Raw genomic sequence first — 24,332 nt, forward strand, 5'->3', positions numbered from 1 at the left:
CCGGTTGGGAGGGGAAAGCCAGCACGCTGTCCCGCGCCGGAGCTACATCAGGGAACGTTGCGCCGGCTCATCGGCCCGGCTCGTCGTTCCACAGGATTTTATGCAACTGCATCTGGAAGCGCACTGGCAGCCGGTCTTCGACGATCCAGTCGGCCAGCTGCCGCGCGGTGATCTCACCCTTGCTGGGCGAGAAGAACACCGTGCAGCGCTTCACCAGTTCATGCTCGGCGACCATGGCCTTGGCCCAGTCGTAGTCCTCGCGGTTGCAGATGACGAACTTGACCTGGTCGCGTGCGGTCAGCAGCGGCAGGTTTTCCAGGCGATTGCGGGCGGCTTCGGCCGAGCCCGGCGTCTTGATGTCGACCACGCGCGACACGCGCGGGTCCACCGCGCTGACGTCCAGCGCACCGGAGGTTTCCAGCGAGACGTCCATGCCGGCATCGCACAGCTTTTCCAACAGCACCAGGCAGCGCTTCTGCGCCAGCGGCTCGCCACCGGTCACGCAGACGTGGCGCACGCCCTGGGCCAGCACCTCGGCCACGATGTCGTCGATGTCCCACCAGGTGCCGCCGTGGAAGGCATAGGCGGTATCGCAGTACTGGCAGCGCAGCGGGCAGCCGGTCAGGCGCACGAACACGGTCGGCCAGCCGGCGGTATCGGCTTCGCCCTGCAGCGAGGTGAAGATCTCGGTGATCTTCAGGCGCGGCAGGGGCGACTGCACGATCTCACTGGGCGTGGCGGCGGCGCTGGACGGGGTAACGGCGGTCATGGCAGGTACTTCTTGGTGGGACACGTGGCGGGGGAGCTACCGTGGCCGGTAACGAAAGCAGCCGAGCATGGCTCGGCGCTACAAGAACTGCCGAGTGGGCATGGCCCGGCGCTGCCGGACCCAGGCAGGTTTGCCGATCCGGAAACGAAAGCAGCCGAGCGTGGGCTCGGCTCTACAGGACCCCTATTGTACGCCGGGTCAGCGGATCAGCGGATCTGCTTGCCGAGGCGGATGGACTGCAGACGGTCCTGCGCGGTGCGTGCGGCGTCCGAGCCGGGGTACTGCGCCACGACGGCCTCCAGCGTCTGCTGGGCCTGGTCGACCTTGCCCTCGCCATACTGCGAGAGGCCGACCTTGAGCAGGCCGCCAGCGGCCTTGTCATGGGTCGGATAGCGCGAAAGCAGTTCACGGAACTGGGTCTCGGCCATCGGGAAATTGCGGGTGGCGTAGTAGCTCTCGCCCAGCCAGTACAGCGCATTTGGCGCATACACGCCGTTCGGGTACAGCTGCAGGAAGCTCAGGAAGAGCTGCGCCGAATCGTCGTACTTGCCAGCCTTCAGCGAATCGAAAGCGACGTTGTAGGAGGTGCGCTCGTCGCCGGTGGCGGCAAGGCTGCCGGCATCACCGTGGACGGAAGGCGGCCGCTCGGAAGTGGCCGCCGTCGCGGGTTTTGCCGGGGCCGGTGCGGCCTTCGGCGCGCTCGCCGGAACGGGCGGCAGGGCCGGGGCGGCATTGCCCCCTTCCAGCCGGTTCAGGCGGCTGTCCAGATCCAGATACTGGTCCTGGGCGGACTGCTTGAGCTGGGCGTTGTCGTGCTGCAACTGCTCGATCGAGGCCTGCAGGCTGGTGACCTGCTGCCGCAGCTGATTGATCTGGTTCAACAGGTCCTGGTTGGCACTGTTGTTGTACATCTGCTGCTCGAGCGCGCCGACACGGTCAGCCAGGCTCTGTCGCTGTGCATGCGCCGGTGCGGCAGCCACGAGGGCTGCCGCAACGACCAGCATCAGTTTGATGCCAATGCGCATGGATTACTGCGCGGTGTAGACGATTTCGACGCGACGGTTCTGCGACCAGCAGGACTCGTTCGACTCGGTGCAGACCGGACGCTCTTCACCGTAGGACACGACGGTCAGCTGCGAAGCCGAGCCACCGTTGGCCTGCAGGGCCGAGTTGACGCCGTTGCCACGACGCTCACCCAGGGCCTGGTTGTACGCGCGCGAACCGCGCTCGTCGGTGTGGCCCTGCAGGGTGATGCGCGAGGACGGACGGTCACGCAGGTACTTGGCGTGGCAAGCCATGATGGCCTGGAATTCCGGCTTCACGTCTTCCTTGTCCAGGTCGAAGTAGACAACGCGCTGGCGCAGGCAAGCGTCGGTATCCAGGTCGCCCGGGCCGTACAGACCCGAGGTCGACGGACCGGTCGGGGTGGTGGTCGAGGTGCCGGTGTCGACCGGAGCCGGCACTTCTTCCTTGACCTTCTTCGAGCAACCGGCCAGGACGGCCACAGACAGCAGGGAAACAAGCAGAACGCGGGTGGACTTGTTCATGGCGATACCTTTGTGGCTCCTAGGCCGATGAGGGGTTCAAGACAGCGAAAATATTAACACTCTTTTAGCGCTGGGTACGGTATGGGGACCATGCCGGTTCGCGCACATCTCCGTCAGCCAGAACCAACCGCTGGCGCACGCGCGCATCGGCGGAAACGGCGTACAGCACACCACGGCCACCCTCGCGGGCGGCGTACAACACCATGCTTGCGTTGGGCGCAAAGCTCGGAGATTCATCCAGCGAACCCGGGGACAGCGTGCTCCAGCGGGGCGAACCCAGCGAGCTGTCCATCATCGCGATCTTGTAGCTGTTGCCCGAACCCTGGGCGACGGCGATCTTCTTGCCATCGTAGGACACCGAGGGCTTGGCATTGTAGTTGCCCTGGAAGGTCACGCGCTCGGCACTGCCGCCGCCCGCACCCACCTTGTAGACCTGCGGACGGCCGCCGCGGTCGGAGGTGAAGTACACCGCGCTGCCGTCCGGCGCCCAAGTCGGCTCGGTATCGATGGCGAAGTGGTTCGTCAGCTGGGTCAGCTGCTTGCTGCCCAGGTCCATCACGTAGATTTCCGGGTTGCCCGAACGCGACAGGGTCAGGGCCAGCTTGCGGCCGTCCGGCGAGAACGCCGGGGCGCTGTTGATGCCGCGGAAGCTGGTGACCAGCTCGCGTGCGCCGGTGCCGATGTTCTGGATGTAGATCGCCGAATTGCCACGCTCGAAGCTGACGTAGGCCAGCTTGCTGCCATCCGGGCTCCACGACGGCGACAGCAGCGGCTCGGCCGAACGCACGATGGTCTGCGGGTTGTAGCCGTCGGAGTCGGCCACCATCAGCGCATAGCGCATGGCGTCTCCCTTGCCGCTGGCGGTCACGTAGGCGATACGGGTCCAGAAGGCGCCGCGCACACCGGTGATCTTTTCGTAGATGGCGTCGGCCATCTGGTGGGCAACGTCGCGCATGGCGTTGCCACGGGCAGTCATCGCCAGGCCCAGCAGGCGCTCGCCCTTGGGCACGTCAAACAGCTCGTACTCGACGCGGTAGGCACCGGCACCGGCATCGAGCACGCGGCCGACCACGATGTAGTTCTGCTTCAGCGCGCGCCAGGTGGCGAACTGGATATCGCCGCCACGCACGGGCTTTTCGACGATCTGTGCTTCCGGCAGCGTGCGGAACTGGCCCGAACGCTCCAGGTCGGCGCGGACCACGCCGGCGACGTCGGTCTGCGGTGCAGCCGCCGAACCCTGGTAGGGCATCGGCACGATGGTGATCGGCAGGGCGGAGGCATTGCCGCCGATGATGTCGATATCCAGCCCCTTCTGCTGCGCGACGGCAGCAAAGGGCAGCAACAGGGCCGCAAACACGGCAAGCCAGCGAGGCATCTTTTTCATGGAGCGCTCAGTAGGGGGAAACCGGAACGAGGGATAGCAAAGCGGAAGTGAACCGCTTCGCAATCATGAACCAAGGGTACGTGAATTCCGGGTCAGTTCCAGCCCGTCTTCTCACGCACCGTTAACGTCGTGGCTAACATCGCACCGTCTGCCCCGGTCACGCCGCCCTGCAGGACGGTGTTCGACAGCAGCCCACAGCCTGCCCGGTCGAAACCGAGCACACCAGAGGCAAGAGCGACATTCGTAGGCACGGGCGGCCTGAGGGCCGCCCTGCCCGTTCAATCCTGCGCGGTGAAGGTCAGGTTGAGCGTGCGGTTGAACACCGACTCGAAGCCCCGGTAGGGCAACGGCTGGGCGTTGAGCACAGCGGCCTCGATCGAGCGCTTGCCGGCCTCGTCATAGGGGCAATTTGCACCGACCTTGGCCTGCAGCACCTGTCCACCCGGGATCTGGGTGATGGTCACCTGGCACCTCTGACCCAGCGGCACGCTGTCCGGGCGGGTCCAGGTATCACGCACCTTGGCCTGGATCGCCGCAGCGTACTTGGCAGTCAGATCGTCGCTGTTGCCACCCCCACCGGCGGCCGGCCGCGAGGCACCACTGGCACCGGCAGCCGCACTGCCGGCGGCATTGCGCGCGGCGGCGACCTCGCGCAGCTTCCGCTCGGCCAGCTTGGCTTCCTTCTCTGCCTGCTCGCGGCGGGCACGGATCTCGGCGATCTTCTTCTGCTTCTCGGCCTCAGCCTTGTCAGCCGCCACGCGCTCCTGGTCGGCCTGCTTCTTCTTCTCGTCCGCTTCCTGCTGCTTGGCCAGGCGCAGCTTCTGCTCCGCTTCTTCCTGGCGCTTGCGTTCGGTCAGGTCGATCTGCTCCTGGCGGCGCTTGGCTTCCTGTTCCTGCTTGGCCTTCTCCTGCGAGATGGCCAGCGCACTCACCGCTTCCTGGTCCTTGGTATCCGGCTGCGCGACACGCTCCTGCGCCTGTTGCTGCTGCGGCGTGGGGGCGTCCTGCGGGCGCGGTTCGGGAATCGGCTGCGGCGGCGGAATGGTGTCTTCAGGGACCGGGATCGGCTCGGCGACCGGCGGCGGCAGGTCCTCCAGCTTCTCCGACTGGCGCAGGGCCTGCCGTGCAGCGGAGGCCTCGGACGCGGACAGCGCTAGGCTGGCCTCGACCGACGGGTCGCCAGCAGCGGCATCGGTGTTGCGCTCGGGCGACCACAGCCAGGCGCCGATGAAGACCAGCGCAACCAGCAGGTGCACCAGCAACGCCAGCGCCAGGGGCAGGCCCCAGCCGGGTTCGCGCTGATGCGGAGGTGGCAGGGCGTCAGCGTGCATCGGTGGCCAGGCCTACCTTGTCTACCTTGGCGCGCTTGATCACATCCATCGCGGCGATGACCTTCTCATAGGCCACGGCGCGGTCGGCGGCGACGATCACGCGCACGCCCTTGTCCTGGGCGGCGATGCCGGCCAGGCGGCCTTCCAGTTCCTCGGGCGACACGGCGGTCGGGTCCTTGGCGTCGGGCAGCTTCAGGCTGAGCTGGCCGTCCTGGCGCACCGAGACGATCACCGGGTCCTGCTTGCTCTCCAGCGCCTTGGCGTTGGACTGCGGCAGGTCGACGTCGAAGCTCAGCGTGAGCAGCGGTGCGGTGACCATGAAGATGATCAGCAGCACCAGCATGACGTCGATGTAGGGAACGACGTTGATTTCCGATTTCAGCTTGCGGCGCTTGCGGCGACCGATGGCAGCGGACATGGCTTGGACTCCCGGGTCAGGCGCTTACTCGTCGCCAGCGCTCTGGCGCTGCAGGATGGAGCTGAACTCTTCGGCGAAGGTCTCGAACCGCACCGACATGCGCTCCACGCGCGTGGTGAAGCGGTTGTAGGCCCACACCGCCGGAATCGCTACGAACAGGCCGATGGCGGTGGCGAACAGTGCCTCGGAGATGCCCGGCGCAACGGCGGCGATACCCGCCTGCGCACCGCTGCTGATCATGTCGTGCATGGTCACCATGATGCCGAACACGGTACCGACCAGGCCCACGTACGGGGCGGTCGAGCCGATGTTGGCCAGCAGTTCCAGGTTGCGCTCGAGCTGGTCCACTTCGCGGGTGTAGGTGGTGCGCATGGCGCGCTGGGCGCCTTCCAGCTGCGCACGGCCATCCAGGCGACGCTTGTCGCGCAGGCGGGTGTACTCGCGGAAACCTGCTTCGAAGATGGCTTCCAGGCCGCCGACATTGCGGCTGCGGTCGGTGGCCGAGCTGTACAGCTTGCCCAGGTCGGCGCCGGACCAGAAGCGGTTCTCGAACTCGTCGGCTTCACGGGTGGCCTGCTTGAACACGCGGGCCTTGCGGAAAATGATCACCCAGCTGACGAACGAGCCGACCAGCAACAGCAGCACGATGATCTTCACCGGCAGGCTGGCCTTGGCCATCAGTTCGAGGTAGTTGATGCCGCCGCCGGTGGTGGCCTGGGCAAGGGTCTGTGTCGCGGCGTTGCTGACGTCGGCCGGCAGTGCCTCGGTGACCGTGGCCTGCAGGGCCAGGAGCGTTGCGATCATCCGTTGTTCCTCAGTGTTCGGATTCGGGGTGGAGGTGGGGTTGCAGCATGGCAAGGACGGCATCGTCCATGCCACGCGGGCGGAAACTGGCCGCTTCCAGTGCGGCGATGCGGACCTGCGCCGACAGCAGCAGCTCGCCGTCGCGCAGGATCTGCTGGTCGAAGACCATGCTGGCCTTCTTCAGCTGGACCAGACGGGCGCTCACCTGCAGGGTGTCATCCAGCCGTGCCGGCCTGATGAAATCCATCTGCATCGAGCGCACCGCGAAGATCATCCCGTGCTCGGCGCGCATGCGCTCCTGGCCATAGCCCAGCGCACGCATCCATTCGGTCCGGGCCCGTTCCATGAAGGCCACGTAGCGGGCGTGGTAGACCACGCCACCTGCGTCGGTATCTTCCCAGTAAATGCGTGTCGGCCAACTGAATCGGGGCTCAACCGACATCGGGAACCTCCGCGAACAGGTCCTGCGGCGGGTTCTTCGGCTTCAGGCCCATGTGCCGGTAGGCCTTGTGGGTGGCCATGCGGCCGCGCGCGGTGCGCACCAGGAAGCCCTGCTGGATCAGGTACGGCTCGACCACGTCTTCCAGTGTGCCGCGCTCTTCGGACAGCGCCGCGGCCAGCGATTCGATGCCGACCGGGCCACCATCGAAGTAGTCGACCATGGTCTTGAGCAGCCGCCGGTCGAGCTCGTCGAAGCCTTCCGGATCTACCTTGAGCATTTTCATCGCGGCCTGTGCCACGGCCTCGTCGATGTGGCCGCCCGCCTTCACCTGCGCATAGTCGCGCACGCGGCGCAGCAGGCGGTTGGCGATACGCGGGGTGCCGCGCGCGCGGCGCGCGATCTCGCCGGCGCCATCGGCGGTGCAGTCGATGGCCAGGATGGCCGCCGAACGGCGGACGATGCGGGTGAGCTCTTCAACGCTGTAGAACTCCAGGCGCTGGACGATGCCGAAGCGGTCGCGCAGCGGCGCGGTCAGCAGGCCGGCGCGGGTGGTGGCGCCGATCAGGGTGAACGGCGGCAGGTCGATCTTGATCGAACGGGCCGCGGGGCCCTCGCCGATCATGATGTCGATCTGGAAGTCTTCCATCGCCGGGTACAGCACTTCCTCGACCACCGGCGACAGGCGATGGATTTCGTCGATGAACAGCACATCGTGCGGCTGCAGGTTGGTCAGCAGCGCGGCGAGGTCACCGGCCTTTTCGATCACCGGGCCGGAGGTCACCCGCAGCGCCACGCCCAGTTCGTTGGCGATGACGTGGCTGAGCGTGGTCTTGCCCAGGCCCGGCGGCCCGAAGATCAGCACGTGGTCGAGCGCGTCGCCACGGGCCTTGGCCGCTTCGATGTAGATCTCCAGCTGCTCGCGCACCGGGGCCTGGCCGAGATAGTCGGCCAGGCGCTTGGGGCGGATGCTGGCGTCGGCGGCGTCATCCTCGCGGGTGGCGCCGGCGCCGATGATGCGGTCGTCGGTCATGTGCTGATTATGCGGCAAAAGCGCGGGTTTCGGCCGGGCTGCGCCCGGCACCCGCAGAGGCAACGTCAACGTCAACGTCAAATGCGAATCCACTGGGGATGGCGGGGTGGGTCCGGTTGAGGGGGACGCCGTAAACCCATCCCTGGGGGCTTGGTCGCGGCATCCATGCCGCTCACACCCCCTCAACCGGACCCACCCCGCCTTCGACAGATCTGCGCAATCTGCCGGAATGGCATGGCCTGCTCTTGGTGGGTGTCGACCTTGGTCGACACGGTAGATCCACACCGTGCGTGGATGGCACTGGATGGAACGAACCGAACTCGGGGTCAGAGCCCTTTTCCCGCGGAAAAGGGATCCGACCCCGCGCGCGTCAGATCTCCACCTGCGCGCCCAGTTCCACGAGGCGGTTGCCCGGAATACGGAAGAAGCCCGTGGCCGGGGCGGCGTTGCGATGCATCAGCGCGAACAGCTTGTCGCGCCAGATCGGCATGCCGCGGTTGGCGGTGGCGACGATGGTCTCGCGGCTGGCGAAGAAGGTAGTGTCCATCGGGTCGAAATAGATGCCACCGTGGTCGCACGAGCGCATCAGCGCCAGTGGTACGTCCGGGGTCTCCATGAAGCCGAAGCGCACGTAGACGCGATAGAACTCGTCGCCCACCGATTCGATCTTCAGCCGCTGCCCTTCCATCGCATACGGAATCGGCAGGGTCTCCACGTGCAGGAACACGTTGCGCTCGTGCAGCACCTTGTTGTGCTTGAGGTTGTGCATCAGCGCATGCGGGGCCACGGTCGGGTCGGCGGTGAGGAATACCGCGGTGCCCGGCACGCGTACCGGCGGCGCCAGCATCAGCCCAGGCAGGAAGGTATCCAGGCGGATGCCGTCCTTGCGGATCTCATCGCGCAGCAGCTCGCGGCCACGGCGCCAGGTGCGCATCATGGTGAACAGGAAGATGCCCAGCACCACCGGGAACCAGGCGCCCTGCAGCAGCTTGGCGCCGTTGGCGATGACGAAGCCGAGGTCGATGATGAAGAACACCACGCACAGCGGCAGGATCCACTTGCGCGCCTTCGGCCACAGCGAGCGCGCCACCAGGGCCAACAGCAGGGTGTCGATCAGCATCGTCGCCGACACCGAGATGCCGTAGGCGACCGCCAGGTTGGACGAGCTGCGGAAGGCCAGCACCAGGCCGATCACCATCACCGCGATACCCCAGTTGATGCCCGGGATGTAGATCTGGCCAATGGTGTCGTGCGAGGTGTGCTTGATGCGCATGCGCGGGATGTAGCCCAGCTGCATGGCCTGGCGCGAAACAGAGAACGCACCGGTGATGACCGATTGCGAGGCAATCACCGCCGCCATGGTGGCCAGGATGATCATCGGGTATAGCGCCCACGACGGCACCGCCTCGAAGAACGGATTCTTCAGTGCCTCCGGGTGGTTGAGCACCAGCGCGCCCTGCCCCAGGTAGTTCAGCACCAGGCACGGCAGCACGAAGAAGTACCAGGCGTGGCGGATCGGCTTGGCACCGAAGTGACCCATGTCGGCGTACAGCGCCTCACCGCCGGTCACTGCCAGCACCACCGCGCCCAGGATGAAGATGCTGTGCCAGCCATGCTCCATGAAGAAGCGGATCGCCCACCACGGGTTGAACGCCTTCAGCACTTCCGGTGCATCGACGATGTTGTAGATGCCGATCGCCGCCAGCGAGATGAACCAGATCGAGGTGATCGGCCCGAACAGCTTGCCGATCTTCGCGGTGCCGAAGCGCTGTACCGCGAACACCGCCAGCAGTACCACCACGGTGATCGGTACGATGAAGGCGTGCAGTCCCGGCGCGGCAACCTCCAGGCCTTCCACCGCACCCAGCACCGATATCGCCGGGGTGATCACGCCATCGCCGAAGAACAGCGAGGCACCGAAAATGCCGAGGATGCCGACCACGTAGGCCGAGCGCGACCCGTTGCGCAGCGTGCGCTGGGTCAGCGCCATCAGCGCCATGATGCCGCCTTCGCCATCGTTGTCAGCACGCATGATGATGGTCACGTACTTCAGGGTGACCACGATGTTCAGCGCCCAGAACGCCAGCGACAGCACGCCCAGCACGGTGTCGTGGTCGCTGTTGAGCCCATAGTGCGGCGAGAACGCCTCTTTCAGGGTGTACAGCGGGCTGGTACCGATATCGCCGAACACCACGCCGATCGCACCGATGATCAGCGCCAGGCCTCCGGCTGGAGGGGCGTGACCATGGCCGCCGGGAGCGGCTGCGTGCGGGGTTTGACTACTGGACATGGGACTCCTGGCGAAGCTCAGGCGATTCGTTGGGGGAAAGGGACGCGGCTCAGCGCAGCGCCGACTGCAGCGCCTTGCGGATCACGGTGGCTACTTCGTCGCCTTCATTGAAGGCTTCGCGGGCCATGCGCGCGGCTTCGGCCGGCTTGTAGCCCAGCTGCTGCAGGGCCACGGTGGCATCGGACAGCGGATCGGCCGGGGCCGGGCCACTGCCGGTGGGCAGCGCGCCGCCGGCACCGAACTGGGCGGCGCGGTCACGCAGCTCCAGCACCATGCGCTCGGCGGTCTTCTTGCCAATGCCCGGAATGCGGGTCAGCGCGGTGATGTCACCAGCCTGGACCATGCGCGCGAACTCCTCGACGGTGACGCCGGACAGCACGGCCAGCGCGATCTTCGCGCCGATGCCACTGACCTTCTGCACGTCGCGGAACAGGCGTCGCTCACCCTCGCGCAGGAAGCCGTACAGCGAAACGCTGTCTTCCTTCTGCGAGTAATGGGTATACAGGGTGACCTCGCGGCCGAGCTCGGGCAGGTCATAGAAGGTGCTCATCGGCGCCTCCAGTTCGTAGCCCACTCCGTTCACGTCCACCACCAGCCACGGCGGCGCCTTGTAGGCGACGATGCCGCGCAGTCGACCGATCATTGCGTGCAGCTCCTCATTTGCGGCCCCACGCCTGGCGGGCGCTGAGCCCCAGGCGGTTGGCCGTTGCCCTTACGTGGGCATGGGTGATCGCCACCGCCAACGCGTCGGCCGCGTCGGCCTGCAGCTTGGTTTTCAGGTTGAGCATGAGCCCGACCATGTGTTGAACCTGTTGCTTTTCGGCGCCACCACGGCCGACCACGGCCAGCTTGATCTCGCTGGCGGCGTATTCGTGCACCGGCAGGTCGCGCAGCACCACGGCCGAGATCGCCGCGCCCCGGGCCTGGCCCAGCTTCAGTGCCGAATCGGGATTGCGGGCCATGAACACCTTTTCGATGGCCACTTCGTGCGGCTCGTACTCGCGGCACAGGTCAGCCAGGCCCAGCACCAGCAGCTTCATGCGCTGCGGGAAGTCGTCGGCACCCAGCAGCACCAGCGGCTGGTGGTGCACGTGGCTGACGCGGCCGGTGGCGTCGACATCGATGATGCCGACCCCGGTCCGCTGCGAACCGGGGTCGATGCCGAGGATGCGGGTCATGCTGCGCTCCTGGCGGGGCGGAACGGGATGCGCTGGCAGGCGTATGGGCTCATGACTGTCCGCGGTGACCGTTCAACGGCCCGCGCCCAGGCCGTCGAAGACGGCTCAGGCGTAGGCGTCGGCGCCGAGTTCGGCGTTGGAATACACGTCCTGCACGTCGTCCAGGTCTTCGAGCATGTCCAGCAGCTTCTTGACCTGCAGGGCGACGTCGCCCTCGACCTTGATGTCGTTGTCCGCGCGGAAGGTGATCTCGGCGTGATCGGCGACATGGCCGGCGGCGGTCATTGCGTCCTTGACCGCGTTGAACGCGTCAGGGCTGGTGACCACGTCGATCGCGCCGTCTTCCGGGTAGACCACGATGTCGTCGGCGCCGGCCTCGATGGCGACCTCGGTGATCGCTTCTTCATCGGCACCGGCGGCGAAATGCAGCACGCCCAGGCGCTTGAACATGAAGGCGACCGAGCCTTCGGTGCCCATGTTGCCGCCGCACTTGCTGAACGCGTGGCGCACATCGGCCACGGTACGCACGCGGTTGTCGGTCAGGCAGTCGACGATCACGGCCACGCCACCGGGCGCGTAGCCCTCATAGCGGATTTCCTCGTAATCGACGCCTTCCAGTTCACCGGTAGCCTTCTTGATGGCGCGCTCGATCACGTCCTTGGACATGTTCACGGCCAGGCCCTTGTCCATGGCCACGCGCAGGCGCGGGTTGTTGTTGGGGTCGCCTCCACCGCCGCGCGCGGCAACGCCGATCTCGCGGATGATCTTGGTGAAAATCTTGCCGCGCTTCGCGTCGGACGCGTTCTTGCGGGCTTCGATGGAGGGGCCTCTACCCATGGGTGCTACCGTCTGGCTGCTTCAGGATCAAGGCGCGGATTCTACCTGATCGGGGGCGGCAACCGTGTCTAGGGCGGCGGGATGCCGCAGGGCATGGCCGGCGAAGAGCGTGCGAACCAACGATTCGCACCCACCAGGGCGGGCCGGCCACACGCACCAACCTATGCGGCGGCGGCGTCGCGGGTATGGTCGAACTGGCCGTGGCGCAGGAAATGGGCCGTCTGCCGCGCGGCATCGGGCGACACCACCAGGCCGCTGTGGCTGGTGCGGACCACGCAATGGTCGGCCAGGCCCGGCAGGCGGGTCTCAGCCAGTGCCACGGTGCCGTCGGAGGCATCGTCGATCGCCCCCAGCAGGCTGCCCAGCCCGTGCGGCACCGAACCGGCGATCAGCCCGACTTCGGCATTGCCCTGCCAGTCCGGCAGGCCATCAAGCAACAGTTCGCTGCTGCGGCCCAGCGCCAGGCCCCAGCCGTGCTCGGACAACGAACGCGCGGTGCCGCTGCCGCGCAGCGGCGAGCCCAGGCAGACCACGCGTTGCACCGGCAGCTGCGGATTGCGGCGCAGCGCTTCCAGCGCCAGCAGTCCGCCCAGGCTGTGGCCGACCAGCGACAGCGGTCCGGCATCGGCCAGACGCTCCAACAGCTGCGGCACGGCCACGTCGGGGCCACCGAACACTGAGGAATAGCCGAACGCGTGCACCTGGAAACCACGCGCGCGCAGGCGCCAGGCCAGTGGCCCGACCCAGGCACGGGCATTCCAGATGCCATGCAGCAGCAATACGGGGGGAGTCATGCAAACAGCCTGGCGATCAGCGGGGCAGGAACGTGAGGTGATTGAACACGCGCGCGCAGCAAGCGGCGGTGAACGTCAGGCCGCGCGCGGTGCGCGGCGCAGAATGAATTCGAGGTCCTGGGTGTCACCGACCGGGAACAGGTACTCGCCGGCCTTCTCGAAACCGTAGCGGGCATAGAAGCGTTGCGCGCCGAAGTTCTCCGACCACACACCCAGCCACAGCGTGCGCGGACCTTCGTGCTCCAGCCAGGCCAGCGCGGTTTCCAGCAGGCGGCTGCCCCAGCCGCAGCTCTGCTGCGTCTTGATCAGGTACAGGCGCTTGAGTTCGCCGTCACCGGGTTTCACATCCGGGTGCGGCAGACCGCAGGGGCCGGCGGCGGCATGGCCGACCGCCTCCCCATCCAGTTCCAGCAGCCACACCGCGTAATCGGGGTGGGCCAGGATCACGCGCTGGCGCTCGACCGTGTAGGCCTCCTCGAGGAAGGCCTGCAGGTCCTGCGGCGGATACAGATGGCCGAAGGTTTCGGTGAACGTACGGGCGGCCAGCGCCGACAGGGTCGGCGCGTCTTCCACGGTGGCGCGGCGGATCGAATACATGCAGGAAGTTGACGTCAGGGCGAAGCGCGGGTCAAGCCTTTTCAGACGATTCCGCTTCTTCTTCCTCGTCCCCTTCCTCGTATTCTTCTTCGTCCTCGTCCTCTTCTTCCTCGCCTTCCTCGCCTTCCTCGTCCTCGTCGTACTCTTCCTCTTCGTCGTCCTCGTAATCCTCGACGCCGAAGTCTTCACCGTCCCAACGGCCTTCGCCGTCAGCGACGAAGGTCAGGGCCATCGCCGCCGGGTTGGTACCGACGCGGACCAGCCAACCACCGAACACGCGTGCACGCTCGGTGACCAGGTTGGCCTCGGAGCCTTCATTGCCCAGCTTTTCCCACTCCAGCGAAAACGCAAACTCGGTCATTGCCTGGATCTCCTGATCAGTTGGTCTTGGGGCGAACCTGGATGTGCACTTCGGCCAGCTGCGCGTCGACGATCGGCGACGGCGCGTCGGTCATCAGATCCTGTGCACCGGTGGTCTTCGGGAACGGGATGACGTCGCGGATCGACTCGGTGCCGGCCATCAGCGCGGCGATGCGGTCGATGCCGAAGGCAATGCCACCGTGCGGCGGCGCGCCGTAGTTCAGCGCGTCGAGCAGGAAGCCGAACTTGGCGCGGGCTTCTTCGGCACCGATGCCGAGCAGCTCGAACACTGCGCTCTGCATGTCCGGACGGTGGATACGGATCGAACCACCGCCGATTTCATTGCCGTTGAGCACCATGTCGTAGCCGCGCGAGACGGCGGTACGGGCATTGGCGCGCAGGTCGGCGATGTCGTCCACGGCCGGTGCGGTGAAGGGGTGATGCAGGGCGACGTAGCGCTGTTCTTCCTCGTCCCACTCGAACATCGGGAAGTCGGTGACCCACAGCGGCGCCCAGCCGTCGGCGACCAGGCCGAAGTCCTTGCCGGCCTTCAGGCGCAGCGCGCCCATGAAGTCGGAGACCTTGTTGTAGCCACCGGCGCCGAAGAACACGATGTCGCCGTTGCCGGCGCCGACGTGGGCCACCAGCGCAGCGAAGGATTCCTCGCTGAAGAACTTCTGGATCGGCGAGCTGACTTCGCCGTTGTCGGCAATCTTGATGTAGGCCAGGCCCTTGGCACCGTACTTGGCGGCATGCGCGGCGTACTCGTCGATCTGCTTGCGGCTCAGCGACGCTCCGCCCGGGATGCGCAGCGCGGCGACGCGGCCTTCGGCATCATTGGCCGGACCGGTGAACACCGGGAACTCGCTGTCCTTGACCAGCTCAGCCACGTCGACCAGCTCCAGCGCAATGCGCAGGTCCGGCTTGTCCGAACCGTAGCGACGCATCGCCTCGGCCCAGGTCATGCGCGGGAAGCTGGCATCCAGCTGCACGTCCACCACTTCCTTGAAGATGGCGCGGATCATGTCTTCGACGAAGTCCTGCACGTCGCGCTCGCGGACGAAGGCGAATTCCATGTCCAGCTGGGTGAATTCCAGCTGGCGGTCGGCACGCAGGGCCTCGTCGCGGAAGCAGCGCGCGATCTGGTAGTAACGGTCGAAGCCGGCCACCATCAGGATCTGCTTGAACAGCTGCGGGCTCTGCGGCAGGGCGTAGAACTCGCCCGGGTGCATGCGCGCCGGCACCAGGAAGTCGCGGGCGCCTTCCGGGGTGGCCTTGGTCAGGATCGGGGTCTCGATGTCCTGGAAGCCCTTCTCGTCCAGGTGGCGGCGCAGGGCCTGCACCAGCTTGATGCGGGTGCGCTGCATGCGCTGCATTTCCGGGCGGCGCAGGTCCAGGTAACGGTACTTCAGGCGGGTTTCTTCGCCCGGGTTCTCGTGGGCGTGGAACGGCAGCGGCGCGGCCTTGTTCAGCACGGTGATGGCGGTGGCGATCACTTCCACCTTGCCGGTGCGCATCTTGTCGTTCACCGCATGGCGGGCGCGAACGACGCCCTCCACCTGCAGCACGTCCTCATAGCCCAGCGAAGCGGCCACGGCGAACACTTCGGCGTTGTCGACCTCCACGGTCACCTGCACGATGCCTTCATGATCCCGGAGATCGATGAAGCAGACGCCGCCCTGGTTACGGGCCACGTCGGTCCAGCCGGCGAGGGTGACAGTCTGGCCAATCAGGGTCTCGTCGACCAGGCCGCAGAAGTGGGTACGCATGGGGGGAAGCTCCGCTGGAGAACGCCGGCACCGGATGGGGGCCGGAAAGCCTCGTATTCTGCGGCCGAGGCCCCGGCCGGGGCAAATCCGGCCAGTCACACCGGCTTGATCGCCCCCTTCCCTATAGTCAGGCACCTGCCACCGTATGGGATGCCGCCATGAAACCGCTGTCCCTGGCCAGCCTGGCCGTGACCCTGAGCCTGGGCACCATCGCCACGCTCGCCCTGCCCTCCGCCCCGGCCGCCGCGCAGGACGGGGTGATCCGCTGCGAGAGCCAGAACAACCGCGAACGGGTCTGCAACACCGGCTGGCGCAATGCGCAGCTGGTGCGCCAGCTGTCCGGCAGCGCCTGCGACGAAGGCCGCACCTGGGGCAGCCGCAATGGCAGCATCTGGGTCACCAATGGCTGCCGTGCCGAATTCGTCGAGGCCCGTGGTGGCTGGGGCGGTGGCAATGGTGGTGGCTGGGGTGGCAACAACGGCCGGCCTGGCGAAACCATCCGCTGCGAGAGCCAGAACAACCGCGAGCGCAGCTGCCCGGTCGGCTGGCGCAATGCGCGGCTGGTCCGCCAGCTGTCCGGCAGCCCCTGCAACGAAGGCCGCACCTGGGGCGTGCGCAATGGCGCGATCTGGGTCAGTGGCGGCTGCCGCGCCGAATTCGCCGAGGCCCGCGGCTGGGGCGGTGGTGGCGGTGGTGGTTGGGGCGGCGGCAACAGCAACTACTCGATCACCTGCAGCAGCAACAACAACCGCACGCAGAACTGCGACTGGGATGAGCGCCAGGGCCGGCCGGTGCTGCAGCAGCAGCTGTCCGGCAGCGCCTGCCAGGAGGGCCGCAGCTGGGGCTATGCACGCGGCCAGGTGTGGGTGAGCAACGGCTGCCGGGCACGCTTCGGCGCGCGCTGAGTGCTGGTTTGAGCATGAGGTCGGATCCCTGGCCGACGGCCGGGGCTCTGACCCCGGTCAGGTATCCCGCATCCACGCATGGCGTGGCTCTACTGGGGATCTTTCCGGGGTCGGATCCCTGCTCGGGAGGGATCCGACCCCGGGATCAGGGTGCTGGCGCCTTCTCGTCGCCCCACGGTGCGGGGGGCAGGTCGACCGGCTTGCTCAGGTCGAACTTCACGCGGAAACGGCGGCCCTCCGGGCGCGTCAGCTCGTAGACGAAGGTCTGGTCCGGGTCGATCTCCATCGCCCAGGTGTTGTGCGTGGAGGCCAGCATGTCGGCACGACGGAACATCGCCACCGAATCGGCGTCGGCCGGGAACTGCTGGCGCTCGGCGGTGCCCGGCGGCGTGCTGTCGCCACCGTAGAGGGTGATCGCATCCGCGCTGCCATCCTGGTGGCGATGATCGTGCTTCAGGCGCAGGCCGTTTTCGGTGCGGGTCAGCACCCAGGTGCGCGAGTGGTCATCCCCCACATGGAAGGGAATCCGCAGTTCATGGGCAGGATCGGCACAGCCGCGCACATGCATGACCAGGCGCTGGCCGGCGAACGGGTCCTTGCCGGTCGGTGCTGGCGTGTCCTCCACCACCCGGCCCTCATAGGCCTGGCCGCAATGCGCGGCGATGGCGGCCATGAAGGCATCGGCCGGTGCGGTCGCCAGATCATGGGCGACCGTATCGGAACGCTGCGAACAGGCAGCGAGGCTGAGCAGGAGGGCGGAAGCGGCAACAACGGCAGGCAGTCTCATGCCCCAACCCTAACCACCCGGGCCGGTGCACGCAAACCACGCGGACCGGCCACGTCACCTCAGCGGTGCAGCCAGACCTCGCAACCGCCCACGTCCTGCCTCTGGCCACCGGCGGCATAGCGGCGGGTGATCTCGGCCAGCCATTGCACGCGCTCGGGGCTGCTGCCCAGCTGGTTGGGGCAGTTGACCAGTGCGGCCAGCGGCAATCCACCCAGTGCCGCGTCATCTGCAGCCAGCGATGCGAGTACGTCGTCCGATGCCCAGTCCGGAATCATCACGGCGCGGCGGCCGGAGAAATACGGCAGTTCGGAGGACCAGTCCTGTCCGAATGCGACCACCACGCCCTGCGCCGTCGTACCGGCGCGGATGGCATCGGCGATCTGCGAAACCGGTGTCTGCTGGCGTGCTTCCTTGATGTCCTTCAGCGACTTCACCAGGCCAAAGCCCACCGACAGCACGCACAGGAAGATCGCCAGCGCGACGCCACGGCCCGGCTTGCCCGCCGCTTGGGCCGCCAGCACCGTCGACCACAGCACCAGGCCGATGATCGAAGTGGCGAACACGATGTTGGCCGCCTGGTAGTAGGGATGGGCGATGTGCAGGTTGGTGAAGACCAGGAACGGCGCCAGGTAGGCCAGCAGCAGGATGCCCACCGCCGCGCGCGTGCGCTTCTGCCACAGCCCGGCGATGACGAAGATCAGGAAGATCCAGTTGGAGCCGATCGCACCGGAGAAGCGCTTCTTGAACACGGTGCCCCACCAGGTGGCCGGATCCAGGCGCTGCTGCAGGGTGCCGTAATTCCACGCGGACAGCGCATCGGAGGTGATCTGCCGGCCCAGCGCCGACTGCGCCTTCAGCGCGTCGGCATGCTGCAGCCACAGGCTGAGCGTGGCCAGCACGGCAAGCGCGGACAGGCCACCCCAGAACATCAGGCGCCAATGCTGCTGCAGCCACTGCGGACGCCAGCCATGCTCGCGCAGGGCCAGCCACAGGAAGGCCAGCGCAACGAACGCGGCAAAGCCGAAGAACGAGGTGACCTTGATGGCCGCCGACAGCACCGCTGCGACAATGGCGACCAGGCCCACCCAGACGCGCGGCTGGCTGCGCAGGCGCGCCATCGCCCAGACAAAGAGCAGGCCGAAGAACACGGCGCTGGACTCCATCATCACCGAGCGCCCCCAGAACTGCGCGTACGGCGAGACGGCAAAGGCGCCGGCCACGCACAGCGCCAGCGTGCGGTCGGGGCGCCACGCCAGCAGTGTGCGGTAGACCAGCCAGACGCAGCCGACGTGGAAGACGGTGGAAACCAGCCGCCCGCTGTTGTCGGCACTCATGCCGGTGAGGCTGGACAGCAGCGCCGCCAACCACTGGTAGAACGGGAACTCGAAGGGAATCGACCAGGGCGCGCCCAGCACCGGGGTCACGTAGTCCAGCCAGGGGCCACCGCGCAGCAACCAGTCGATCGACAGTGCAGTCTGCGTCTGCCGGAAACCGGAAGCATCGACCGGTGGCATCGACCAGCTGCAGACCAGCAGGATCAGCAGCGCGATCGCCGAAAACCACAACAGGATCTTGCCCGGCAACAGGCCGCGGTCTGGGTTGCTTTCCTGGGTCACGCCTGTTGCTCCTGACTGTGGCCGCCCACGACAGGGCGCGCTTCACGGGCGCGCAGTGTCTGTGTTGACGCACGCGAGTGCAAGCCGCTGCGCGCGACTGCGGCTCAGCCCTGCGGTGGCAGCGACGCCTTCAGCGGCGCGGCGTGGATGGCTTCGGTGGCCGCTACCGGTGCGGACTCGCCCTCGCCCGCCGGTTCCTGCTCCACCGGATCGACGTCGAATGGTGTGCGGAACACCAGCGACGGCAGCAGCGTGGTCAGTGCGGCGTACAGCAGCAGCGCGCCGAACAGTACCGCCGGAATCTGGAAACGCTCGCGCATGATCGCCGCCAGCACCAGGGTGAAGATCAGGGTCGGGGCCAGCGCCAGCGAGACCCGCAGGCTGCTGCGGAAGCTCTCGCCGAACATCACCCGGCGTTGCAGCCAGACCACGCCGATGCGCAGCGGCAGCACCACCAGGGTGATCACGATGCCCAGCCCCAGCGCCTCGAAGCTCAGTGCTTCGCTGGGCACCTTGGTGCCGGCGTTGAAGAAGTAGAACGGCACGAAGAACGAGGCGAACAGGCGCAGCGCGTGCAGGTTCTCATGCGAGGCCAGCAGCGGCATGCGCTGGTGCAGCAGGCGCGCGACCAGGCCGGCAATGAACGCACCGACCAGGTAGTACACGCCCAGCAGGTAGGTGATGTAGGCCGCCACCATGCCGACCATCACCAGCAGCGAGAACTCCGAGCCCGGCGCGTGCGGCGCCACCCAACGGCCCAGCGCAATGAACAGCAGCGGCAGGCCGACCATCATCGCCAGCAGCGCCAGGCTGGACAGCGCCATGTGCCCCGGATCGCCCGCCTGCAGCACGATGAACAAGGCGGCCAGCGCCAGCAGTTCACCGGCGATGGCCTTGCTGGTGACCCAGAACCGTTCATCCTCGCTCAGGCCCAGACGCGACAGCGAATCCATGATGAAACCGGTGGACGGCGTCAGAAGCGCCAACGCCAGCAGCCCGGCGGCCTGCCACGGCAATCCCGCGTAGCGCCAGGCCAACCAGCCGACGCCGAACAGTGTGGCGCTGCGGATCACCAGATGCGCCAGCAGCGGCCACATGCCACGCCGCAGCGCCTGCAGGTCCACTTCCAGGCCGGCGAACAGGAACAATGAGGAAATCCCCAGCGTGGCCAGCAGGCCGATCACCGCGTCGTGCGCCTGGTCGCCCAGCCACAGCATGCCGATGATGCCGAACAGCAGGCAGGTCAGCGGCGCAGGCAGGCTGAAGCGCTGCAGCGCGCGCGGGATCACCAGCAGCGCGAAGATCAGCAGCAGGTAGATCAACTCATGGCTCATCGGGGTCTTCCGTGGGGTTCGAACGCGCGCAGGATGCGCGCGCCGAACCGATCCGGCAAGCCGTTTCCGGATGACTCCCGGTTACCTCATCCGATCAGGCGGTCGGCGATGCGCCCGACCTGTGCCAGTACCACGGCACGCTGTTCGTTGCTGATCGCCCCGGCCTGCAGGTAGGCGGTCAGCACCCATGGCGCGCCGCCGGCCAGTGGCCACAGCACCGCGATGTCGTTGCGCGCGTCCTCACCGTTGCTGCCGGTCTTGTCGCCCACCCGCCAGCGCTTGCCGAGGCCCGCACGCAGGCAGGCATCACCGGTTTCATTGTCGATCAGCCAGTCGGCCAGCTGCTGCCGCGAGGCCGGTTGCAGTACCTCGCCCAGCACTACGCGCTGCAGGGTCGTGGCCATTGCCGCCGGCGTGGTGGTATCGCGCGGATCGCCCTCGGCGAAGCTGTTCAATTCCGGCTCCAGGCGGTCACTGCGGCTCACCGGATCGCCGCTGGCACGCAGGAACGCGGTTACTGCCGGCGGACCGCCGACCACACCGAACAGCAGGTTGGCGGCGGTGTTGTCACTGGTGATCAGCGTGGCCCGGCACAGGTCACGCACGGTCATGTCCTTGCCGGCGTGGCGACGGGTCACCGGTGCGTGCGAGAGCAGATCGGCGTCGCGCACCGGCACGCGCGTATCCAGCAATGCCGGCGCGCGCTCGGCCTGGCTGAGCACGGTGGCCGCCAGCATGCTCTTGAAGGTGCTGCACATCGGGAAGCGCTCGTCCTGGCGATGACCGAAACGACGGCCGCTGGCGGTGTCGAGCAGGGTCACGCCAAGGCGGCCGGCACAGGCCTTCTCCAGCGCTGCGAAATCGCTGGCAGCAGTGATGGCAGCCTCGGTCGGCGTGGCCGCGCTGGCCTTGCCTGCTGCACGTGCCAGCAACGGCAGCGCAAGCGAGGAAGCGACGGCGGCACCACTGAACTGCAGGAATCGGCGACGGGCGAGCATGCGGGTTCTCCTGAGGGACGGCTCGATTATCGGGGCCTCCCATGGAGTCGACCAGCGCAAAAAATCAGCATCAGGCATCAATTTAATTCATGCCTGTCGCATTCAACTCCTTATTTTCCCTAAGTTATGCGTTGACGGGTTAGGATCATCCATCATTCCAGCTCACGACTTCGCGATGCTGCACCCTACCCTGCCACTGAACGCGCTGCGTGCCTTCGAAGCGGCTGCGCGCCACCAGAACTTCACCCGTGCCGCGCTCGAGCTGTGCGTCAGCCAGGCCGCGCTGAGCCACCAGATCCGGGGCCTGGAAGACCGGCTCGGGATCCGCCTGTTCCATCGCCTGCCGCGCGGCGTGGCGCTGACCGACGAAGGCGCGGCGCTGTATCCGGTGCTCAACGAATCGTTCGAGCGCATCTCGGCCAGCATTGCGCGCTACACCGGCGGGCCGGCCCGCGAAGTACTGACGCTGGGGGTGGTCGGCACCTTCGCCACCGGCTGGCTGCTGCCACGGCTGGCCGCATTCGAGGCGGCGCATCCGGACATCGAGCTGCGCCTGCAGACCCACAACAACCGCATCGACCTCGCTGGCGAAGGGCTGGACCTGGCGATCCGATTCGGTGATGGCGACTGGCAGGGCCAGGCCTGCACGGCGATCCTCGATGCGCCTTTCGCACCACTGTGCGCACCGGCATTGGCGCGACGGCTGAAGCAGCCGCGCGACCTCGCCACATTGCCGTTGTTGCGCTCCTACCGCAGCGACGAATGGCCGCGCTGGCTGCAGGCAGCCGGCGTCAGCGGCGTGGAAGCCCGCGGGCCGGTGTTCGATTCCTCGCTGACGGTGGCGATGGCCGCCGCCGGTGGTGCCGGCGTGGCCTTGCTGCCCTTGCGCATGTTCGAGCAGGAACTGGCCGAAGGCCGCCTGCTGCAGCCCTTCGGCACCACGCTGGAGCTGGGCCGCTACTGGCTCACGCGACTGCGCTCGCGCGCCGAACGCGAGCCGGCCAAGCGCTTCCGCGAGTGGCTGCAGGCGCAGGCATGAAAAAAGGGGACGGAGGGGATTAAGTCGTTTGTGCACAAACGACTTAATCCCCTCCGTCCCCTTTTTTCGCGTCCCCTTTTTTCGCGGAGTCAGGACTCCAGCAGCTCCATCCAGGCGGCTTCGGCCTTTTCCAGCTGCGCGGCGACGGTTTCGCGGTCGCGGCCGATCACTGCCATGCGGGTGGCGTCGGCGTAGTTGGCCGGGTCGGCGAGTTGGCGGTCGAGCTCGGCCACTGCGCCTTCCAGCTCGGCCACCTTGGCTTCGGCGGCAGCCAGCTTGTGCGGGTTCACCGGCTTCTTCTGCACCACCTGCACCACCGGGGCGGTCTTGACCACCACCGGCTCTTCCACCTGTTCCATGCGCGCCTTGGTGCCCTGCGCCTGCGGACGGGTACGCAGCCACGCGGCGTACGCATCCAGGTCGCCGTCGAACGGCTCGACCACGCCATCGGCCACGCGCCAGTAGGTATCGCAGACCAGGCCGATCAGATGGCGGTCATGCGAGACCATCACGATCGCGCCTTCGAAGGTGGCCAGTGCTTCGGCCAGCGCTTCGCGCATTTCCAGGTCAAGGTGGTTGGTCGGTTCGTCCAGCAGCAGCACGTTCGGCTGCTGCCAGGCGATCAGCGCCAGCGCCAGGCGCGCGCGCTCGCCACCGGAGAACCCATCAACCGGCTCGAATGCGCGGTCGCCCGGGAAGTTCCACTTGCCCAGGAAATCGCGGAACGACTGATTCCGTGCGTCCGGGGCGATCTCGCGGAAATGCTCCATCGGCGACTGGCCCTCGTGCAGCGACTCCACCGTGTGCTGGGCGAAGTAGCCGATTTTCAGGTCCGGATGCGCCATGCGCTCGCCGACGATCGGCGCCAGTTCGCCCACCAGGGTCTTCACCAGGGTGGTCTTACCCGCACCGTTCGGGCCGAGCAGGCCGATGCGCTGGCCCGCTTCCAGGCCGAAGCCGACGTTGTGCAGGATCACCGCGTCCTTGCCGTAGCCGGCCTCGACGTGGTTCAGGCGGATCAGCGAGAACGGCAGCTTGGCCGGCGGTGCGAACTCGATACGGAACTCGCGCTCGGCACGCACCGCTTCGGTACCGGCCAGCTTGGCCAGGCGCTTCATGCGGCTCTGCGCCTGCGCCGCCTTGCTGGCCTGCGCCTTGAAGCGGTCGATGAAGCTCTGCAGGTGGGCGCGCTCGGCCTGCTCCTTCTCGTGCGCGATCTGCTGCTGGCGCAGCTGTTCGGCACGCTGGCGCTCGAAGTCGGTGTAGCCGCCCGGGTAGAGCTTGGCGCCGCCACCATGCAGGTGCAGGGTGTGGGTGGCCACGTTGTCGAGGAACTCGCGATCATGCGAGATCAGCAGCAGGGTGCCCGGATACTTCAGCAGCCACTGTTCCAGCCAGTACACCGCGTCCAGATCCAGGTGGTTGGTCGGTTCGTCCAGCAGCAGCAGGTCGCTGGGCATCATCAGCGCGCGCGCCAGGTTCAGGCGCACGCGCCAGCCGCCGGAGAACGAGGACACCGCACGGTGGTGGGTCTCTGCCGGGAAACCGAGGCCGTGCAGCAGCTTGCCGGCGCGCGCTTCGGCGTCGTAGGCATTGAGCTCGGCCATCTTGGTGTGCGCCTCGGCCACCGCCTCCCAGTCTTCGCGGGCGGTCGCCTCGGCCTCGGCGGCCAGCACCGCGGCCACCTCGATGTCACCGCCGAGCACGAAGCTCAGCGCCGGGTCGGGCAGCGACGGGGTTTCTTGGGCAACGCTGGCGATGCGCACCTTGCCGGGCAGGTCGACATCGCCCTTGTCCGCCTCCAGCTCGCCCTTCACCGCCGCGAACAGGCTGGACTTGCCAGCACCGTTGCGGCCGACCACACCCACCCGGTAACCGGCATGCAGGGTCAGGTCGACATTGGACAACAGCAGCCGCTCGCCGCGGCGCAAGGCGAAATTACGAAGCGAAATCATGGGGGAAGGCGTCCATATAACCGAATGGAATGTGCTGGTGAGCACTGTTCCTGCGACGCAATTCTAGCGTTAACGAATACTTGACGCGCCCCGGGATGCGCGGCGGCCGGCGTTCCTCTCTCCCACGTCCTCGCCGCGCGCCTCCCGG

The 24,332-nt window shown here is 67.1% G+C and carries 24 protein-coding genes; 2 read left to right on the forward strand and 22 right to left on the reverse strand.

The window, feature by feature from the left end; all coding sequences use genetic code 11:
- Window positions 1-67: 67 nt before the first annotated feature.
- The 17 genes from queE to aspS all read right to left on the reverse strand — a co-directional run bounded on the left by queE (window position 68) and on the right by aspS (window position 15,550).
- On the reverse strand, window positions 68-769 hold the full coding sequence (queE, locus tag EGM71_RS15980) for a 7-carboxy-7-deazaguanine synthase QueE (protein ID WP_188485656.1): 702 nt from the start codon (window positions 767-769) through the stop codon (window positions 68-70).
- 206 nt (window positions 770-975) lie between these two features.
- Entirely contained in the window at window positions 976-1,794 is an 819-nt protein-coding gene (gene ybgF / locus EGM71_RS15985; RefSeq protein ID WP_188485657.1) for a tol-pal system protein YbgF, read from the reverse strand.
- A gap of 3 nt (window positions 1,795-1,797) precedes the next feature.
- The gene (gene pal, locus EGM71_RS15990) at window positions 1,798-2,316 is read right to left on the reverse strand and encodes a peptidoglycan-associated lipoprotein Pal (RefSeq protein ID WP_014038219.1); all 519 of its coding nucleotides are present in this window, start codon (window positions 2,314-2,316) and stop codon (window positions 1,798-1,800) included.
- A 64-nt stretch (window positions 2,317-2,380) separates the two neighbouring features.
- Complete coding sequence (gene tolB, locus EGM71_RS15995; protein WP_032128528.1) at window positions 2,381-3,700, reverse strand: Tol-Pal system beta propeller repeat protein TolB; 1,320 nt, start codon at window positions 3,698-3,700, stop codon at window positions 2,381-2,383.
- Between the two features lie 278 nt (window positions 3,701-3,978).
- Window positions 3,979-5,031: a cell envelope integrity protein TolA gene (tolA, locus tag EGM71_RS16000; protein ID WP_188485658.1), complete on the reverse strand. Its 1,053-nt coding sequence runs from the start codon at window positions 5,029-5,031 to the stop codon at window positions 3,979-3,981.
- On the reverse strand, window positions 5,021-5,449 hold the full coding sequence (gene tolR / locus EGM71_RS16005; protein ID WP_188485659.1) for a protein TolR: 429 nt from the start codon (window positions 5,447-5,449) through the stop codon (window positions 5,021-5,023). Before tolR ends, tolA begins: the two co-directional genes overlap by 11 nt.
- Window positions 5,450-5,473: 24 nt before the next feature.
- On the reverse strand, window positions 5,474-6,253 hold the full coding sequence (tolQ, locus tag EGM71_RS16010) for a protein TolQ (protein WP_006438802.1): 780 nt from the start codon (window positions 6,251-6,253) through the stop codon (window positions 5,474-5,476).
- Window positions 6,254-6,263: 10 nt separating this feature from the next.
- Window positions 6,264-6,695 (reverse strand): tol-pal system-associated acyl-CoA thioesterase, encoded by a 432-nt coding sequence (gene ybgC / locus EGM71_RS16015; protein ID WP_188485660.1) that lies wholly within the window; start codon window positions 6,693-6,695, stop codon window positions 6,264-6,266.
- A complete protein-coding gene (gene ruvB, locus EGM71_RS16020) occupies window positions 6,685-7,725 on the reverse strand; it encodes a Holliday junction branch migration DNA helicase RuvB (protein ID WP_075676470.1) in 1,041 nt (346 codons plus the stop codon). Before ruvB ends, ybgC begins: the two co-directional genes overlap by 11 nt.
- A 370-nt stretch (window positions 7,726-8,095) precedes the next feature.
- On the reverse strand, window positions 8,096-10,015 hold the full coding sequence (locus tag EGM71_RS16025; protein WP_223224485.1) for a potassium transporter Kup: 1,920 nt from the start codon (window positions 10,013-10,015) through the stop codon (window positions 8,096-8,098).
- Between the two features lie 49 nt (window positions 10,016-10,064).
- A complete protein-coding gene (ruvA, locus tag EGM71_RS16030) occupies window positions 10,065-10,658 on the reverse strand; it encodes a Holliday junction branch migration protein RuvA (RefSeq protein ID WP_006386266.1) in 594 nt (197 codons plus the stop codon).
- Between the two features lie 13 nt (window positions 10,659-10,671).
- Window positions 10,672-11,193 (reverse strand): crossover junction endodeoxyribonuclease RuvC, encoded by a 522-nt coding sequence (gene ruvC, locus EGM71_RS16035; protein ID WP_119006693.1) that lies wholly within the window; start codon window positions 11,191-11,193, stop codon window positions 10,672-10,674.
- 105 nt (window positions 11,194-11,298) lie between these two features.
- Window positions 11,299-12,030 (reverse strand): YebC/PmpR family DNA-binding transcriptional regulator, encoded by a 732-nt coding sequence (locus tag EGM71_RS16040; RefSeq protein ID WP_188485661.1) that lies wholly within the window; start codon window positions 12,028-12,030, stop codon window positions 11,299-11,301.
- A 161-nt stretch (window positions 12,031-12,191) separates the two neighbouring features.
- Window positions 12,192-12,824, reverse strand: coding sequence for an esterase/lipase family protein (locus tag EGM71_RS16045; protein WP_188485662.1), 633 nt, complete (start codon window positions 12,822-12,824; stop codon window positions 12,192-12,194).
- 75 nt (window positions 12,825-12,899) lie between these two features.
- The gene (locus EGM71_RS16050; RefSeq protein ID WP_188485663.1) at window positions 12,900-13,421 is read right to left on the reverse strand and encodes a GNAT family N-acetyltransferase; all 522 of its coding nucleotides are present in this window, start codon (window positions 13,419-13,421) and stop codon (window positions 12,900-12,902) included.
- A gap of 31 nt (window positions 13,422-13,452) precedes the next feature.
- Window positions 13,453-13,782, reverse strand: coding sequence for a DNA primase (locus tag EGM71_RS16055; protein WP_188485664.1), 330 nt, complete (start codon window positions 13,780-13,782; stop codon window positions 13,453-13,455).
- 16 nt (window positions 13,783-13,798) lie between these two features.
- Window positions 13,799-15,550, reverse strand: coding sequence for an aspartate--tRNA ligase (gene aspS, locus EGM71_RS16060; protein ID WP_188485665.1), 1,752 nt, complete (start codon window positions 15,548-15,550; stop codon window positions 13,799-13,801).
- Between the two features lie 158 nt (window positions 15,551-15,708).
- Between aspS and EGM71_RS16065 the strand changes: the two genes are divergently transcribed.
- Entirely contained in the window at window positions 15,709-16,455 is a 747-nt protein-coding gene (locus EGM71_RS16065; RefSeq protein WP_119006696.1) for a DUF3011 domain-containing protein, read from the forward strand.
- Between the two features lie 145 nt (window positions 16,456-16,600).
- On the opposite strand, the gene EGM71_RS16070 is transcribed toward EGM71_RS16065, so the two are convergent.
- The 4 genes from EGM71_RS16070 to blaL2 form a co-directional block, all read right to left on the reverse strand.
- The gene (locus tag EGM71_RS16070; protein ID WP_135967251.1) at window positions 16,601-17,242 is read right to left on the reverse strand and encodes a hypothetical protein; all 642 of its coding nucleotides are present in this window, start codon (window positions 17,240-17,242) and stop codon (window positions 16,601-16,603) included.
- A 59-nt stretch (window positions 17,243-17,301) separates the two neighbouring features.
- Window positions 17,302-18,858: an ArnT family glycosyltransferase gene (locus EGM71_RS16075; RefSeq protein ID WP_188485666.1), complete on the reverse strand. Its 1,557-nt coding sequence runs from the start codon at window positions 18,856-18,858 to the stop codon at window positions 17,302-17,304.
- Window positions 18,859-18,962: 104 nt separating this feature from the next.
- The gene (locus EGM71_RS16080) at window positions 18,963-20,192 is read right to left on the reverse strand and encodes a cation:proton antiporter (RefSeq protein ID WP_188485667.1); all 1,230 of its coding nucleotides are present in this window, start codon (window positions 20,190-20,192) and stop codon (window positions 18,963-18,965) included.
- An 86-nt stretch (window positions 20,193-20,278) separates the two neighbouring features.
- Entirely contained in the window at window positions 20,279-21,190 is a 912-nt protein-coding gene (gene blaL2 / locus EGM71_RS16085; protein WP_188485668.1) for a L2 family extended-spectrum class A beta-lactamase, read from the reverse strand.
- Between the two features lie 175 nt (window positions 21,191-21,365).
- On the opposite strand from blaL2, the gene ampR reads away from it, so the two are divergent.
- Window positions 21,366-22,229, forward strand: coding sequence for a LysR family transcriptional regulator AmpR (gene ampR / locus EGM71_RS16090; RefSeq protein ID WP_088496740.1), 864 nt, complete (start codon window positions 21,366-21,368; stop codon window positions 22,227-22,229).
- Window positions 22,230-22,318: 89 nt separating this feature from the next.
- On the opposite strand, the gene EGM71_RS16095 is transcribed toward ampR, so the two are convergent.
- A complete protein-coding gene (locus tag EGM71_RS16095; protein WP_188485669.1) occupies window positions 22,319-24,184 on the reverse strand; it encodes an ABC-F family ATP-binding cassette domain-containing protein in 1,866 nt (621 codons plus the stop codon).
- Window positions 24,185-24,332 lie beyond the last annotated feature (148 nt).

Source organism: Stenotrophomonas maltophilia, from assembly GCF_006970445.1.
In the GTDB taxonomy this organism is placed as follows: domain Bacteria; phylum Pseudomonadota; class Gammaproteobacteria; order Xanthomonadales; family Xanthomonadaceae; genus Stenotrophomonas; species Stenotrophomonas maltophilia_AU.